Annotated in this window: 16 protein-coding genes; all 16 read left to right on the forward strand. The window is 52.3% G+C overall.

Annotated features, from left to right (window positions below):
• Positions 1-14 precede the first annotated feature (14 nt).
• Positions 15-791 carry a precorrin-4 C(11)-methyltransferase gene (cobM, locus tag ACLTOQ_RS09515; RefSeq protein ID WP_337426552.1) on the forward strand — a complete coding sequence of 259 codons (777 nt, stop codon included), beginning with the start codon at positions 15-17 and terminating at the stop codon, positions 789-791.
• Complete coding sequence (locus tag ACLTOQ_RS09520) at positions 784-1,797, forward strand: cobalt-precorrin 5A hydrolase (RefSeq protein WP_412271977.1); 1,014 nt, start codon at positions 784-786, stop codon at positions 1,795-1,797. The genes cobM and ACLTOQ_RS09520 overlap by 8 nt, the downstream gene beginning before the upstream one ends.
• A 90-nt stretch (positions 1,798-1,887) precedes the next feature.
• On the forward strand, positions 1,888-3,414 hold the full coding sequence (gene cobJ, locus ACLTOQ_RS09525; RefSeq protein WP_337426549.1) for a precorrin-3B C(17)-methyltransferase: 1,527 nt from the start codon (positions 1,888-1,890) through the stop codon (positions 3,412-3,414).
• Positions 3,411-4,697 (forward strand): precorrin-6y C5,15-methyltransferase (decarboxylating) subunit CbiE, encoded by a 1,287-nt coding sequence (cbiE, locus tag ACLTOQ_RS09530; RefSeq protein ID WP_337426547.1) that lies wholly within the window; start codon positions 3,411-3,413, stop codon positions 4,695-4,697. Before cobJ ends, cbiE begins: the two co-directional genes overlap by 4 nt.
• Positions 4,690-6,108 (forward strand): cobyrinate a,c-diamide synthase, encoded by a 1,419-nt coding sequence (locus ACLTOQ_RS09535; RefSeq protein WP_337426546.1) that lies wholly within the window; start codon positions 4,690-4,692, stop codon positions 6,106-6,108. Before cbiE ends, ACLTOQ_RS09535 begins: the two co-directional genes overlap by 8 nt.
• Positions 6,075-7,178, forward strand: coding sequence for a nicotinate-nucleotide--dimethylbenzimidazole phosphoribosyltransferase (gene cobT / locus ACLTOQ_RS09540; RefSeq protein ID WP_412319319.1), 1,104 nt, complete (start codon positions 6,075-6,077; stop codon positions 7,176-7,178). The genes ACLTOQ_RS09535 and cobT overlap by 34 nt, the downstream gene beginning before the upstream one ends.
• A gap of 29 nt (positions 7,179-7,207) precedes the next feature.
• Positions 7,208-7,738 (forward strand): bifunctional adenosylcobinamide kinase/adenosylcobinamide-phosphate guanylyltransferase, encoded by a 531-nt coding sequence (locus ACLTOQ_RS09545; RefSeq protein WP_021916056.1) that lies wholly within the window; start codon positions 7,208-7,210, stop codon positions 7,736-7,738.
• Positions 7,735-8,493 carry an adenosylcobinamide-GDP ribazoletransferase gene (locus tag ACLTOQ_RS09550; protein ID WP_021916055.1) on the forward strand — a complete coding sequence of 253 codons (759 nt, stop codon included), beginning with the start codon at positions 7,735-7,737 and terminating at the stop codon, positions 8,491-8,493. The genes ACLTOQ_RS09545 and ACLTOQ_RS09550 overlap by 4 nt, the downstream gene beginning before the upstream one ends.
• Before the next feature lie 83 nt (positions 8,494-8,576).
• The gene (locus ACLTOQ_RS09555; protein WP_021916054.1) at positions 8,577-8,930 is read left to right on the forward strand and encodes a bifunctional adenosylcobinamide kinase/adenosylcobinamide-phosphate guanylyltransferase; all 354 of its coding nucleotides are present in this window, start codon (positions 8,577-8,579) and stop codon (positions 8,928-8,930) included.
• A 55-nt stretch (positions 8,931-8,985) separates the two neighbouring features.
• Positions 8,986-9,600, forward strand: coding sequence for a histidine phosphatase family protein (locus ACLTOQ_RS09560; protein WP_337754530.1), 615 nt, complete (start codon positions 8,986-8,988; stop codon positions 9,598-9,600).
• Positions 9,597-10,562: an adenosylcobinamide-phosphate synthase CbiB gene (gene cbiB / locus ACLTOQ_RS09565; protein WP_337754531.1), complete on the forward strand. Its 966-nt coding sequence runs from the start codon at positions 9,597-9,599 to the stop codon at positions 10,560-10,562. Before ACLTOQ_RS09560 ends, cbiB begins: the two co-directional genes overlap by 4 nt.
• Positions 10,563-10,647: 85 nt before the next feature.
• A complete protein-coding gene (locus ACLTOQ_RS09570) occupies positions 10,648-11,718 on the forward strand; it encodes a histidinol-phosphate transaminase (RefSeq protein WP_337754532.1) in 1,071 nt (356 codons plus the stop codon).
• 57 nt (positions 11,719-11,775) lie between these two features.
• Positions 11,776-13,317, forward strand: coding sequence for a cobyric acid synthase (locus ACLTOQ_RS09575; protein WP_412271985.1), 1,542 nt, complete (start codon positions 11,776-11,778; stop codon positions 13,315-13,317).
• Positions 13,314-13,949, forward strand: a complete 636-nt coding sequence (locus ACLTOQ_RS09580) for a precorrin-8X methylmutase (protein WP_021916049.1) — start codon at positions 13,314-13,316, stop codon at positions 13,947-13,949. The genes ACLTOQ_RS09575 and ACLTOQ_RS09580 overlap by 4 nt, the downstream gene beginning before the upstream one ends.
• A 165-nt stretch (positions 13,950-14,114) precedes the next feature.
• Positions 14,115-14,417 carry a hypothetical protein gene (locus tag ACLTOQ_RS09585; protein WP_337561248.1) on the forward strand — a complete coding sequence of 101 codons (303 nt, stop codon included), beginning with the start codon at positions 14,115-14,117 and terminating at the stop codon, positions 14,415-14,417.
• A 58-nt stretch (positions 14,418-14,475) separates the two neighbouring features.
• Positions 14,476-16,236 (forward strand): ABC transporter ATP-binding protein, encoded by a 1,761-nt coding sequence (locus tag ACLTOQ_RS09590; RefSeq protein WP_412271987.1) that lies wholly within the window; start codon positions 14,476-14,478, stop codon positions 16,234-16,236.
• The last annotated feature ends 1 nt before the right edge of the window (position 16,237 follow it).

Genomic DNA, 16,237 nt, shown 5'->3' on the forward strand with positions numbered 1-16,237 from the left:
AAAGGAGTAAAGAAGTGGTTCATTTTGTTGGGGCAGGCTGCGGCGCGCCGGATCTGATCACATTGCGGGGACGCAGACTTCTGGAAGAAGCGGATGTCATTATTTATGCGGGCAGCCTGGTCAATCCGGCACTGCTCGGGTTTGCAAAAAAAGATTGCAGAATTTACAACAGCGCGCAGATGACGCTGGAAGAAGTGATTGCCGTCATGGAAGAGGCGGAAAGCAGACAGCAGATGACAGTGCGGCTGCATACGGGTGACCCGAGCCTGTACGGGGCAATTCGAGAGCAGATCGACTGCCTGAAAGAGCAGGAGATTTCTTACGATGTGACGCCTGGCGTTTCGAGCTTCTGTGGTGCTGCAGCAGCTCTGGATGCAGAATACACGCTGCCGGGCATTACGCAGAGCGTGATCATTACCCGGATGGCGGGGCGGACGCCGGTGCCGGAAGCAGAGTCGATCGCCTCCCTTGCGGCGCACGGCTGCGCGATGGTCATTTTCCTGAGCGCCGGGATGCTGGAGGGACTACAGCGCGAGCTGTTAAAGGGCGCTTACACGGAGCAGACACCGGCAGCGATTGTATACAAAGCAAGCTGGCCGGAAGAGCGTACGCTGCGCTGTCCGTTGGGAAACCTTGCCCGGTGTGGGAAAGAAGCTGGCATATCCAAAACGGCGCTTGTAATGGTCGGAAATTTCCTCGGGGATGTTTATGACAGATCGTGTCTGTATGACCCGGCGTTTACGACAAAGTACCGGCAGGGCACGGATACGGAAGGAAACGCAAATGAGTAATCATATCATCTGTTTCAGCCCAAGCGGCGCAACGCTCGGGCTGAGGATTCTGGCGGGAGAGGATGTCTTTGCTGCAGACTGGGAACTTACACAGTGTTTCGGAGCAGATCACGAAAGTCTGTCGGACTGGACAAAGCGGGTTTTTCAGCCGGGCAACAATCTGCTTTTTATCGGTGCGACAGGAATCGCCGTACGTGCGATCGCGCCTTATGTCCGGGAAAAACAAAGCGATCCGGCTGTGGTCGTGATGGATGAAAAGGCAAACTGGTGCATCCCGATTTTGTCCGGGCATCTCGGCGGAGCAAATCTTCTTGCCAATAAGCTTGCGAAAATGACAGGCGCGCAGGCGGCGATTACGACGGCAACAGATGTGCGGGGCGTCTGGGCGGTGGACAGCTGGGCGAAACAGGAAGGGCTGACGGTTGCAAATCCTTCCGGAATTAAAGAAATTTCTGCAGGGCTTTTGCAGGGACAGACCAAAAAGCTGTTCAGCGAATTTCCCATTTCCGGGAAGCTGCCGGAGGGGCTTGTTTTTTCCGATGCAGCGTCCTGCGATATTTATATCGGAATCCACAGGCTGACAGACCGAAAGCAGGAGCCTCTTTATCTGATTCCTGCAGCGCTGATCGCAGGAATCGGATGCCGGAAAGGTGCACGGCGGGAACAGCTGGATGCGCTGTTTGAGGAAGTGCTGGAGCAGAACAATGTCTGGCAGCAGGCGGTTCAGAAAATATGCAGCATCGATTTAAAAAAAGAGGAACCGGGGCTGCTTTTATTTTGTGCAGAACATGGTATTTTGCTGGAAACCTATGATGCGGAAACGCTCCGAAACCTGGACGGGGAGTTTACCGCATCGGCATTTGTCAGTCAGGTGACGGGCGTGGACAATGTCTGTGAACGGAGTGCCATGGCGGGCAGCCAAAATGGGAAAATTCTGATTTCCAAAATGGCGAAAAACGGCGTGACGGCAGCATTTGTACTGGACGAGGTCAAAATTTCCTTCTAAAGCGAATGGTATCCTGAAAATTCTATTTTGTGGGAAGAAATTTCAGGATAGTTGTATGCAGTGAAATATCGATTGACGGAGAGAAAAACGATGAAACGTCTTTTTGTAGTAGGGCTTGGGCCTGGCGGCAGGGATGGTATGACGCTGGAGGCAAAAAAAGCGCTGGAACAGTCAGAAGTAATCTGCGGCTATACCGCCTATGCGGATTTAATCCGGGAAGATTATCCGGAGAAGGAATATCTGGTCAGCGGTATGACAAAAGAAGTCGAACGCTGTCATATGGCGCTTTTGGCAGCGCAGGACGGAAAAACGACGGCAATGATCTGCAGCGGGGATGCAGGCGTGTACGGAATGGCAGGGCTTGTACTGTCGTTGGCAGAAAAGTATCCGGAGACGGAGGTTGTGATCGTTGCGGGCGTGACAGCGGCGCTTTCCGGGGCAGCTCGGCTGGGCGCACCGCTGATGAACGATTTTGCCGTGATTTCCCTGTCCGACCTTCTGACGCCAAAGGACGTGATCGAGAAGCGGCTCCGTGCGGCGGCAGCGGGAGATTTTTCCATTTGTCTGTACAATCCGTCGAGCAAAAAGCGGGCGGACTATTTAAGCTGGGCGTGCCGGATTGTATCCGAGTATTATGCACCGGATACGCCCTGTGGCTGGGTGCGGATGATCGGAAGACAGGATGAAGAGAAGAAAACCTGTACGCTGCAGGAGCTTACCAAAGAGCAGGTGGATATGTTTACGACGGTCTTTATCGGCAGCAGCAGGACAAGCTTCCAAAACGGTCTGTTGGTAACAAAGCGCGGCTATGAAAAGCGGGTGGCGGTCAATCGGGCAGGCGGAAAGGAAAAGCTCAGAATCCTGCTGTTTGGCGGAACAACGGAGGGCAGAGAGCTGGCACAACGTCTGTTGACTCTTCCAGTCATTTTCAAAGTCAGTGTAGCAACTCCATATGGAGAGGAACTGCTGCAGGATCTGCCGCAGGCAACGATTCTGGCAGGGCGGATGAATCGGACACAGATGGAGCAGGAGATGGAAAAGGGCTATGATCTTGTGATTGATGCGACCCATCCCTATGCGGCAGAGGTGAGCGAAAATATCCGTCAGGCAGCGCAGCAGGAGCAAATCCGTCTGCTTCGGGTTTGCCGGAGAGCTTCAAAGGTCGGCAGTGACTGTTACTGGGTGCAGGATGCAAAGGAAGCGGCAGGACTGTTGCAGACGCTTTCTGGAAATGTCCTGCTGACGACGGGCAGCAAGGAGCTTGCGGCATTTGAAGGCGTGGAAAAAGAGCGGCTCTATGTGCGGGTGCTTCCCTCCAAAGAAGCGCTTGATCTGTGCGAAAAGGCTCAGATTCCGCACAGCCACATTCTTGCGCTGCAGGGACCCTTCACAACTGCGTTAAATATTGCGCTGATGGAGCAGTACCATATCGGCATCCTCGTGACGAAGGATGGCGGCAAAAAAGGTGGCTTTCTGGAAAAACAGGAGGCTGCGCGTCTGCAGAAGGCTGCGCTTGTCGTGATTGGCAGACCGACGCAGGAAGAAGGGTATTCTGTAGAAGAAGCCTGGAACCTTGTACTGGAGAGCCTGTATGCAAAAGGAGGTGCTGTGGAATGAGAAAACTGACAGTCGTTGGAATGGGACCCGGCAGCCAGTCCTGCCTGACACTGGAAGCGTTGGAAGCGTTACGCAAAGCAGACCTGATTGTCGGGGCAGGGCGCCTGCTTGAAACACTTCCGGAGGGATGCTCGAAGAATCGGAAATTAGCGGTTTCCGCCCAGGCGGTCTGTGATGCAGTGTATGGTTCTGACAGCAGCTTTCCCTGCGTGGTCTGTACCGGGGACACCGGCTGTTACAGCCTTTGTACCGGGCTTGGAAAATACTGGGACGGAGAGCTCTCCATTCTGCCCGGGATCGGAAGTATGTCCTATTTGGCTGCGAAACTGCAGCTGCCGTGGCAGGACTGGAAAGTGGTGAGTGCCCACGGAAGAGCCTGTGATCCTGTTGCGGCAGTTACAGAAAATCCGGAAGTATTTTTTTTGACCGGACCGGACAATACGGCGCAGGAACTTTGCAGACAGCTGATGCAGGCGGGATTTGGCGGGTGCCGGGCGTATGTCGGAGAAAAGCTTTCCTATCCGGAAGAACGGATTGTGTCCGGAACAGTTCGGGAAATAGCAGAAAAGATATTTGCGCCACTGGCGGTGCTGGTGGTGAAGCGGGAGAAAACGGCAGACGATATCGGAAACGATACGGTATCTGCGAAAAAGGATTCTGAGAATTCTGTTACGGGATCTTGCTGGCGGGAGCGTGCAAAAACACATGGTCCCGGACTTTTGGATGACTGGTTTGTCCGGGGAGAGGTTCCAATGACAAAACAGGAGGTGCGTGCAGCTGCGCTTGCAAAGCTCGGGGCGGCAGGCGCGAAAGTCCTTTATGATGTCGGTGCAGGAACCGGTTCTGTTTCTGTCGAACTTTCGCTGATGGCAGGACAGGCAGACGTGTATGCGATTGAGTGTGAGGAAAAAGCAGTAGAATTGATTGGGAAGAACCGGGAGCGGTTTGGCTGCGGGAATTTGCATGTGGTTTTTGGAAAAGCGCCGCAGGCATTAGACTCCCTTCCTGCGCCGGACGCTGTGTTTATTGGCGGGACGAAGGGGAATCTGCCGGAAATTTTATCCATCCTTTTTGAAAAAAATCCGTCCGTCCGGATCGTTGTGACCGCGATTTTGCTGGAAACAGCACTGCAGGCATGTGAAAGTCTGGAAGCGTTTACCTTAAAGCCGGCAGAAATCATGCAGCTTCAGGTTTCGCGGTCGAAAAAGGCAGGAAAAGGTCATATGCTTTGCGCCAATAATCCGATCTTTATAATCAGTGCCGGAGGATGTGCAGATGAATAGGATTTTATTTGCAGGTCTGTCCAGCGGAAGCGGGAAGACGGCCGTTACCTGTGCGTGCCTGCGGGCGCTGCAGAAAAAAGGAATCTCTGCGGCTTCGTTTAAGTGCGGACCGGACTATATCGATCCGATGTTCCATCAGCGTGTGCTCGGCATTCCGGGAGAAAATCTGGATCTGTTTTTTGCAGATGAAAAAACACTGCAGCGCCAGATTGCCTGCTATGAACAGCGGTGTAAAATTGCAGTGCTGGAGGGCGTGATGGGATATTATGACGGTCTGGGCGGCGTGTCGGACCGGGACTCTACATGGGATGTTGCGTGTGCAACAAATACTCCGGTAATTCTTGTTGTGCGTCCGAAAGGTGCGAGCCTGACGATTGCCGCACAAGTTCAGGGAATGCTTTCTTTCCGGAAAAGAAACCAGCTTGCAGGCATTTTGCTCAATGGCTGTTCGGAAAGGATGGCGCGGCTGCTTGCACCGATGCTGGAGGAACAGACCGGGCTGCCGGTTGTTGGTTTTTTGCCCTATGTGGAGGATGCTTCTTTTGAAAGCAGACATCTAGGGCTTGTGACAGCGCAGGAGGTCGGAGCGCTGTCGGAAAAGGTGGACAGGCTGGCAGATGCTTTTTTACAACATGTTGATCTGGAGCAAGTGCTGCGGATCGCAGCGACAGCGGACAGCGTGTCAGAGACAATAAAAAGCGAAGCAGCGTTAAAAAGCCCGGATTGTCCGGATTTTCCACAGTTTCCTGCCCCGGATAAAGGGTGCCTTCGAATCGGCATTGCACAGGACACAGCGTTTTGTTTTTATTATGAAGAAAACAAAAGAGCGCTGCGGCAACAGGGATTGGAGCTTGTGGAATTTTCGCCGATGGAAGATAAAAAGCTGCCGGAAGGCATCTGCGGATTGTATCTGGGCGGCGGATACCCGGAGCTGCACGCCGGGAAGCTTTCTGAAAACAGTGGGATGCGTCATGCAATTTTTGAGGCGGTCCGTCATGGAATGCCGACGATTGCGGAATGCGGCGGCTTCCTGTATCTGCAAAAGGAACTGGAAGACGCTGACGGACAGGTCTGGGAGATGACAGGCGTTTTGGATGGAAGCGGATTTCGGACGAACCGCCTGCAGCGCTTTGGATACGCGGTCATGACAGCAAAAGAAAATTCCATGCTGTTTGAAAAAGGGGAAAGCATTCCGGTGCATGAATTTCATTACTGGGACTGTACGCAGAACGGGACAGCGTTTGAAATGAAAAAGCCGGTCGGAAACAAAACCTGGGAGGGAAGCGTAGCAGGAAGCAGTCTGTATGCAGGCTTTCCGCATTTATATTTTCTGGCAGAGCCAAGGCTGGCAGAACGGTTTGCCAGGGCAGCGGCAAAATGGCAGGAAAAGCAAAGGAAGAAGGCATTGTGAATTTGGAAAGGTTATCAAATCAGCTGAATCAGATATCGGAGCCGGACAAAAAGGCAGCGTCGGAAGCGAAGCAACGATGGGACAGTGTGGCGAAGCCCCTGGGAAGCCTCGGGCTTTTGGAGGATGCGCTGATTCGGATTGCAGCGCTGACTGGGAGCGCGGACATTGATCTGTCGGTGCGCAGATTGTATCTGATGTGTGCGGATAACGGCGTAGTGGCACAGAACGTCACACAGACCGGAAGCGAAGTGACCGCGCGGATGGCAGACAGCTTTGCCGCCGGAAAAAGCAGCGCCTGCAGGATGGCAAAGGTGGCGAACTGTCAGATAGAGGCGGTCGATCTCGGAATTTTAAATTATCCGGGAAATCCTGGAGTCCGAAACTGTCGGATCGCCAACGGGACGGCGGATATTACACAAAAGCCGGCGATGACAAAGGCAGAGCTGTACCGCTGTATCGAAACGGGAATCGGGCTTGCAAAGTGCGCAAAAGAGGATAGGGTAAAGCTTTTGGTGACCGGAGAAATGGGAATTGGCAATACGACGACGTCCAGCGCGGTTGCTTCGGTTCTGCTTGGCTGTGATCCGCTGCTTGTGACGGGACGCGGTGCAGGCTTGTCTGACAGCGGGCTTTCCCGTAAACTGGAGGCAATAAAAAAAGCGATAAAGCTTCACCACCCGGATCCGGAAGATCCGCTCAGTGTGCTCTCTATGCTTGGCGGGTTCGATATTGCAGGAATGGTCGGCCTCTACCTTGGCGGCGCGCTGTATCAGGTTCCGGTGCTGATTGATGGTGTGATCTCTGCAGTGGCGGCACTTTTGGCGGTAAAAATCTGCCCGGCTTCCAAAAAGGCAATGCTGGCAACTCATGTATCTGCGGAACCGGCCGGATGCATGATTCTGGATGCAATCGGTCTGGAACCGATGATCACGGCGGGCATGCGTCTCGGAGAAGGAACCGGTGCGCTGTGCGCGATTCCGATGCTGGATATGGCGTGCAGCGTCTATCAGGGTTCTACATTCGGAGAGCTTTCGATCGAGGCGTATGAAGAGCAGGGCAGCCAGCCGTAAGGAAGCAGAAAACGGAAAAGAGGAAGGATATGCTGACATTGATTGTGGGCGGAAGCGCGAGTGGAAAGAGCGCTTTTGCGGAAAATTACGCGATGGAAGCCGGAGAAAACCGTATTTACATCGCAACGATGCAGCCGATGGACAACGAATGTCTGGCACGGATTGAAAAACATCGTGGGATGCGCGCACAGAAAAATTTTCAGACTGTGGAATGTTATACCGGTTTAAAACAGGTGCGCGTTCCGAAAGACAGCGTCGTTTTGCTGGAATGTATGAGCAACCTGACTGCGAATGAAATCTACGCGCCGGAGGGCGTCGGAGAGGATCGGTGCAGCGAAGAAATTCTGGCAGGCGTAAAAGCTCTGGAAAACCAGTGCAGGCATCTGATCATTGTCAGCAACGAAGTGTTCGAGGGCGGGACAAATTATGATCCGTCTACGGTGCGGTATCTGGATATCCTCGGAAAAATCAACCGGGAAATTGCAAAAATGGCGGATGCGGCAGCGGAAATTACAGCAGGATGTTGGATCTGGCATAAGCAGGGAGGAAAAATCCAATGATTTCGACAGTGATCGTGGCATTTTCGATGTTTTCGGCAATTCCGATGCCGCAGACAGAATGGACAAATAAAAGTATGCGCTATGCGTTGTGCGCGTTCCCGCTGATCGGCGCAGTGATCGGTGCGCTGGTGTGCCTGTGGCGTTTTGTGTGCCTGCGGATGGAGTTTTCGGAATGGATACTGGCGGCGGGAATCTGTGTACTTCCGGTGCTTGTGACCGGAGGCATTCATCTGGACGGCTTCTGCGATACGGCAGATGCGCTGGCAAGTCATCAGGATACAGAAAAAAAACTACAGATTTTAAAGGACCCGCATATGGGCGCGTTCGCGGCGATCTGGCTGGGCTGTTATTTTATCGCCCAGCTTGCTCTTGCAGTGACGGCAGCACAAATGCAGGCAGATCTGACGGCGCTGGCGTTTGGCTATTGTATCAGCAGAAGCCTTTCCGGGCTTGCAGTTGCGAGCTTTCCTCTTGCGAAAAACAGTGGTCTGGCATATACTTTTGCAGAGTACGCGGATAAAAAGAAGGTGCGAACGTTTCTTGCTGTCCTGGCAGCAGTCCTTTGTGTCCTTTGCTGTATTTGCTGCGGAAAAAAAGGCATTGGCGTAAGCATTGCCGCAATCGGGACTTTTTTGTATTATCGGTTCCGGCTGATTGGAAAATTCGGCGGTCTGTCGGGGGACCTGGCAGGATGGTTTGTCCAGATGTGCGAACTTTTCATGCTGGCAGCAGTGGTACTGACAGAGTATCTGTAGTGCGGCAGAAAACATCGCAGATGCGATCTTGTAAATGGCGCTGGCGAAGGGTAGTTTTTGCAGGAGAAGGGAAAAAAACAGGCATGATTTATATTTTTGGACCATATGCAGCCGGAAAACGGGAGTATGTCCGGGAAACTTTCGGCTATACGGAAGCAGATTTTTCGACAAAAGCAGAGGATAACTGCAGGGTGCTTTACGATGCACAGCAGCTGGCTTCCAAAGTCGGAAATCGGCCGGAAGAGCTGGAAAAGCTGGCGGAACAGCTTTGCAGAAAAGAAGTCGTCATCGCAACGGAAACCGGGTGTGGTGTCGTGCCGATAGATGCTGCAGAGCGGGAGGCAAGAGAAGCAGCCGGACGGCTGTCGATTCTGCTTGCAAAACGGGCGCAGAAAGTCATTCGTGTCTGGTGCGGCCTGCCGGAAAGCCTTCGATAACAGCTGTCTGGACCGGCCGGCAACAGGGAAGGTGTGGCAGAAATGAGAGGAAAATATGGAGCAGAAGATAGAAATCTGGCTGATCCGTCATGGGAAAACGCCAGAAAATGAGCAGCACCGTTATATCGGGTGGCTGGATTCCTCCCTCGGAAGTGTTGGAAAAGCGGAGCTTATCCGCGCTTCGGAAACCGTTTCCAAAGTATGGGTGACGAACAGACGCAGGACACAGGAAACGGCGCAGATTCTGTTTCCGGGAGCAAAGCAGATCCTTGTACCGGGGCTGGAAGAAATGAATTTCGGCAGTTTTGAAGGAAAAAATTTTGAAGAGATGCAAAATGACAGCGCCTATCGGAGCTGGGTGGAGAGCGGCTGCCTGGATGTCTGTCCGGGCGGGGAGAGCAAAGCAGTTTTTTGCAGCCGCGTCTGCAGCGCTTTTTTGGAGCTGACCCAGGAATGGCAGCAGAAAGAACCGCAGGCAGTTTATCCGGTTGTGGCTCACGGCGGCACGCAGATGGCTCTGTTAGAACAATTCGGAGAACCGAAAAGAAGTTATTATGAAGGACAGACGCAGGCCGGGGACGGCTGGAAGCTTGTCTGGGAAAACGAAAGGCTCTGGATAAAGGGGCAGCTTTCGTTTCGCAGGCAGCAGGAAAAGAGAGGAAAAAGATGAGAATAGCAGCAGCCGTTTTATGCGGCTTTTTCATGGATTTATGCCTGGGGGATCCGGACTGGATGCCGCACCCGGTTATTTATATGGGAAAAGCAATCAGCGCGCTGGAAAAATTTCTGCGCAGGAGGTTTCCGGATACTCAAAAGGGACTTCTGATGGCGGGAGCAGCCCTGGCAGCGATTCTGCCGCTTGGAAGCTTTCTGATGGCGGCAGCCGCAATTTATCTGGCAGGTCTGGTGCATCCCGTGCTGGCATTTTTGCTGGAAACGCTGTGGTGTTGGCAGGCGCTTGCGGTGAAGGGACTGTATACAGAGAGCATGCGGGTGAAAAAAAAGCTGGAAGAACAGGATCTGCCCGGCGCCAGGAGCGCGGTGGCAAGAATTGTCGGAAGGGATACGCAGAATCTGGACGCAGCGGGAGTTGCAAAGGCTGCGATTGAGACGGTGGCGGAAAATTTTTCGGACGGTGTGGCAGCACCGCTTTTTTATCTGGTGATCGGAGGTGCGCCGTTGGGACTTTGCTATAAAGCGATCAATACGATGGACAGCATGGTCGGCTATAAAAATGACCGGTATCTGTACTTTGGACGCGCGGCAGCAAAGCTGGATGACGTTGCAAACTATATTCCGGCGCGGATTTCTGCTTTTTTGATGATGTTTGCAGCATGTCTGAGCGGGCAGAACGCAAAGCATGCGTTTCAGATCTGGAAGCGCGACCGTTACAATCACGCAAGCCCGAATTCCGCCCAGACAGAAAGTGTGGCGGCAGGAGCGCTGGACATCCTGCTTGCAGGGGATGCATGGTATTTTGGAAAGCTGGTAAAAAAGCCGACGATTGGAGAAAATCTGCGGCCGGTGGAAGCAGCAGATATTATGCGGATTAACCGGATGATGATCGTAGCGAGCCTGATCGCGCTCGTGTTGTTTCTTGCGGTCAGATGTGTACTGTGTATATTGTTATAGAATATATAGATGGCTTGCGGGGAAGGTGCAGAAGAATGCACAAAAGAAAGCTGTGTAATCTGTGCGCAGGCAGAGGGAGAAAAGAATGGAACTGATTCATGGCGGAGACTGGGCAGGACAAAAGGAGCGTCTGGGAAACCGCAGCATCCGGGATTTTTCTGCAAATGTCAGTCCGCTGGGCGTGCCGGATGGCGTCCGGGAGGCGATCTGCCGGGCGGCAGGGAAAATAGACCGTTATCCGGATCCGTTATGCAGAAAACTGATTCAAAAACTCTCGGAGGAGCTTTCCTGTCCGGAAGAATGGATTGTCTGTGGCAACGGGGCAGCGGATCTGATTTATCGGCTGTTTCAGGCGGAAAAACCGAAAAAAGTGCTGCTGACAGCTCCGGCATTTGCGGAGTATGAGCAGGCGGCAGGACTTGTCGGGAGCAGGATTTATTTTTATGAACTAAAAGAAGAAGATCAGTTTCAGATTCAGGAGGATATTCTGGGACAGATTACGCCGGATACAGATCTTGTTTTTCTGTGTGAACCGAATAATCCGACCGGGCAGTGCACAAAACACAGCCTGCTGACAGCAATTCTGGAGCGCTGTCGGGAATGCAGTGCACTTCTTGTGCTGGATGAGTGTTTTCTGGAATTTTTACCGGATCGGAAGGAGCGGACGCTTTTGCCGTATCTTGGACAGTATCCGAACCTAGTGATTCTGAGGGCGTTTACGAAGCTCTATGCGATGGCGGGGGTCCGGCTTGGATATTGCGTGTGCAGTGATGCAAAACGAAAAGAACAGCTGATGGAAAGCGGACAGCCGTGGGGAGTGTCGCTTCTGGCACAGGAAGCCGGAGTCGCCGCACTTTCGGAGCAGGCATATGCAGACCGGGTGAGAAAACTGGTGGAACAACAGCGTCCGATTCTGGTAAAGGGTTTGCGGCAGGCAGGATTTACAGTCTGGGAGGGAAAAGCCAATTATCTGTTGTTTCGCAGTCACGATGCGACGCTTGGAAAAAGAATGGAAGAAGCAGGATTCCCGATGCGGGATTGCTCCAATTATCATAACCTGCAGCCCGGGGACTACCGGATTGCAGTGCGCACAGAGGAAGAAAACCGTGGGTTTCTGGAGGCACTTTTTTTGTGTCAGGGAAAAAAGCAGCTTTGAACCCGATTGCGTCGGGATTGTCTGAAGGCGTTTGCGGAAATGGAATGAGGAAAAACAATGAAGCAAAATATTATGATTCAGGGCACGATGTCGAGTGCCGGAAAGAGCCTGATCTGCGCGGCACTGTGCCGTATTTTTACGCAGGATGGTTTTAAGACTGCACCGTTTAAAAGCCAGAATATGGCGCTCAACAGTTTTATCACGGAAGACGGGGCAGAGATGGGGCGCGCGCAGGTCATGCAGGCGGAAGCTGCGAAAATCAGACCGGATGCGAGGATGAACCCGATTCTGTTAAAACCTACCAGTGATGTGGGAAGTCAGGTTATTGTCAACGGGCATGTGCTCGGAAACATGCCTGCAGCGTCTTATTTTAAATATAAAAAGCAGCTTGTCCCGGAAATCATGAAAGCTTACCGATCCCTGGAAGAGGAATATGACATTATTGTGATTGAGGGCGCGGGCAGCCCGGCAGAGATCAATTTAAAGAAAAACGATATCGTCAACATGGGCATGGCGAAGATGGTGGACGCGCCGGTGCTGCTTGCCGGAGATATTGACCGGGGCGGCGTTTTTGCGCAGCTTTACGGGACAGTTGCCCTGCTGGAAGAGGAAGAAAGAAAACGGGTGAAAGGACTGATTATCAACAAGTTCCGGGGAGACGTTGAGATTTTAAAACCCGGACTTGCAACGCTGGAGGAGCTGACGAAAATTCCGGTAGCAGGTGTCATTCCGTGGATTTATGCAAAGCTGGATGATGAGGACAGTCTCGCGCCTCGTCTGTCCCGGGTACAGGCGGGGGCAGGCGTGGATATCGCAGTGGTTCGCCTGCCGCATATTTCGAATTTTACCGATTTTAACCCGTTGGAGCAGCAGCCCGGAATCAGTCTGCGTTATGCAGGGGATGTAAAAACGTTCGGGCAGCCGGATATGGTGATTGTACCCGGAAGCAAAAATACGATGAGCGACTTGAAATGGATGCGCCAGAATGGTATGGAAGCCGCCATTTTGAAGCTTGCGGCAGCAAACGTGCCGGTGCTGGGAATCTGCGGGGGCTATCAGATGCTGGGCGAAAGCATCGAAGACCCGGGCGGGGAAGAAGAGGGCGGAAGCCTGCATGGAATGGGGCTTTTGCCGGTTAGAACCGTTTTTGAAAAAGAAAAGGTGCAGACGCGGGTGACAGGAGAAATTCTTCAAAACCCGGGCGCAGGAGACGGACTGTTCGCTGCGCTTTGCGGCAGTGTATTTTCCGGTTATGAAATTCATATGGGACATACAACAGGAAACGGAAAAAACCCGTTCTCCAGAATCCGGACGCTGACAAACGGAAGCACAGAAGCAGAGGAGGACTGGCAGGCAGACGGCGCAGTCTGCGGCAATGTTGCCGGTACTTATGTGCACGGACTTTTTGAAGACGGGTCGCTGACAAAAAATCTGTGTAGCGCGCTGCTTTCCAAAAAGGGAATCTGTGCAGAGGCGCTGACACAGGATTATGCGGCATTTAAGGAAAGTCAGTATGATCTTCTGGCAGCTGAAGTCAGAAAAGCACTGGATATGGAACAGATTTACCGGATGATGGAGAAGCAGGAGGGCGACAGATGAGCTATCAATATGTACTGCCGGGTGAAATTGAAAAACGTAGTTTTGAGATCCTTACGAAGGAGCTGGGTGACCGGAAGCTTTTACCGGAAAACGAGCCGGTTATCAAACGGGTGATTCATACGACGGCGGATTTTGACTATGTAGACAACCTTGTTTTTTCGGACGGCGCGGTAACAAAAGCTGTGGAAGCATTCAAAGCCGGGGCTGGAATTGTGACAGATACGCAGATGGCCCTTTCCGGCATCCATAAAAGCACTCTGGAGAGCTTTGGCGGGACCGCACGTTGTTTTATGAGCGATCCGGAAGTGGCAAGGCTTGCGAAAGAAAGACAGACGACCCGCGCGTGGGTGAGTATGGAGGAAGCGGCCAGGCTTCCGGGCAGATGGGTTTTTGCGATCGGGAATGCGCCGACCGCGCTGATTCGCCTGCATGAGCTGATCCTGGAGAAAAAAGTGGATCCTGTGCTGGTCATCGGGGTTCCGGTGGGCTTTGTCAATGTAGTGGAAAGCAAGGAAGAAATTCTGAAGGATCCGGTGCCGTATATTGTGGCGCGTGGACGAAAGGGTGGTTCGAACGTAGCGGCGGCAATCTGTAATGCCCTGTTATATACCGCCGCCGGAAGGACGCTATAGGCAGATACGGACTGTATTTGGCAGCTGTAGGCATCCCGGCAGCCAAAGCTGCGTCAGTGAAAAAAGGAATCGGAACGGCACACGCCTGGGCGCTTTTGCCAACCGGAGCAAAACCGGTTGCTTTGGCATTTCATAAGCCCGAGCTTCCATAGAAGCAGGCGTTCGATGTCCTGTCTGGATATGCAGGAAGCGCCGGGACGGCAGGCGGTTGGCAGCGTGCAGGCCGGACGGCCGGAAGCAGGGCAGGCGGTTTGCGTACAACAGCCCGGAGAATCACCGCTGCAGCGGCTGGAAACGTTGTCTGCACGGCAGCAGGAAGAACAGAAAGCCATCATGGAAGTCTCCTTACAAAAGACGGGGAAGACACTGCCTTTTTTCTTATCTTATGAAGAAGAAAAACAGGGGGTGACGAAGCGGGAAGCAGTTTCACCTGCCGTTTACATGAGAGCTGTTTTTGTGTTATACTAAAAAAAACGGATGGTATAGTCCGTCTGTAAAATACGAGTGATGAGGGGAGAAAATTGCCATGAAAGACAGGCAATATACAACAAAAGAGCTATTCCGGCGCTTTCAGCCATATTTTAAACCATACTGGAAAACACTGGTGCTGGATTTATTCTGCGCCGGGCTGACGACACTGTGCGAGCTGGTGTTGCCGATGATTATGCGTTACATTACCAATCAGGGATTGTATCATCTGGCAGAGCTTTCGGTTCAGACAATTCTGGGCGTGGTTGCGATTTATCTGGCGCTGCGCATAGTGGACTGCGTTGCCACTTATTATATGGCGGGCGTCGGACATATCATGGGCGCGAAAATCGAAACAGACATGCGCCGGGACGCGTATCAGCATCTGCATCAGCTGTCGAATACCTATTATAATAATACCAAGGTCGGACAGATCATGGGACGGATTACGAACGATCTGTTTGATGTGACCGAATTTGCGCATCACTGCCCGGAAGAATTCTTTATTGCCGGGGTTAAGCTCGTGATCGCATTTATCATCCTGATGCGGATCAATGTGCTTCTGACGCTGATTATTTTCCTGATTGTTCCGATCATGGTTGCAGTGTGCATGCATCTGAATTTTAAAATGCGCGATGTATTTCGCAGACAGAGAAACCAGATTGGTGAATTAAACGCCCGCATTGAGGACAGCCTGCTGGGGCAGAAGGTTGTAAAGGCATTTACAAATGAACAGATGGAGACGAACAAGTTTGAGACAGACAACAGACAGTTCTTTGACATCAAACGAGATTCCTATCATCTGATGGCGGTCTTTAATGCGACAACCCACGCTTTTGATGGCGCAATGTATGTGTCTGTTTTGCTTTTCGGCAGCATATTTATGATAAAGGGATGGGTCGCGGCAGGCGACCTGGTGGCGTTTCTTTTGTATGTGACGACGCTGATTGCGACGATCCGCAGGATTATCGAGTTTGCGGAACAGTTCCAGCGCGGCATGACAGGAATTGAACGGTTTTTGCAGATCATGGATGCGGACATCGAAATTTTCGATGAGGCAGACGCTGTGGAAATGGGAGAGCCGAAGGGCGAAATCGCATTCCACAATGTGAGCTTTGAATATCCGGATGATCACAATCAGGTGTTCAAAAACTTAAACCTGACAATTCATCCGGGAGAAAAGGTAGCACTGGTAGGACCTTCCGGCGGCGGAAAAACAACGCTGTGCAATCTGATCCCGCGTTTTTATGATGTGACGGGTGGCAAGATCACAATTGACGGAAAATCGATCAAACATTTTACGTTAAAGAGCCTGCGCCATAATATCGGCATCGTGCAGCAGGATGTTTATCTGTTCTCGGGCACGATCTATGACAATATCGTTTACGGAAGACCGGATGCGACACGTGAAGAAGTGATGGAAGCTGCAAAACGTGCGGGCGCGCATGAGTTTATCACAGAGTTGAAGGATGGCTACGACACCTACGTGGGCGAGCGGGGCGTAAAGCTTTCCGGCGGACAGAAGCAGAGAATCAGCATCGCCCGTGTCTTTTTAAAGAACCCGCCGATCATTATTTTGGATGAGGCGACCAGTGCGCTGGATAACGAGAGCGAATACGAGGTAGCAAAATCCCTTGGCAGGCTGTCTGAAGGGCGCACGACGCTGACCATCGCACACAGGCTTTCTTCTATCCGAAATTCCGATCGTATTTTGGTGCTGACCCATGACGGCATCGTGGAAGAAGGCAATCATGAAGAGCTTCTGGAAAAGCATGGCATATATGACCAATTCTACCGGATGGCGAACGAATTGAAATAAA

Source organism: Gallintestinimicrobium sp. (genome assembly GCF_046968865.1).
GTDB classification, from domain to species: Bacteria; Bacillota; Clostridia; order Lachnospirales; family Lachnospiraceae; genus Gallintestinimicrobium; species Gallintestinimicrobium propionicum.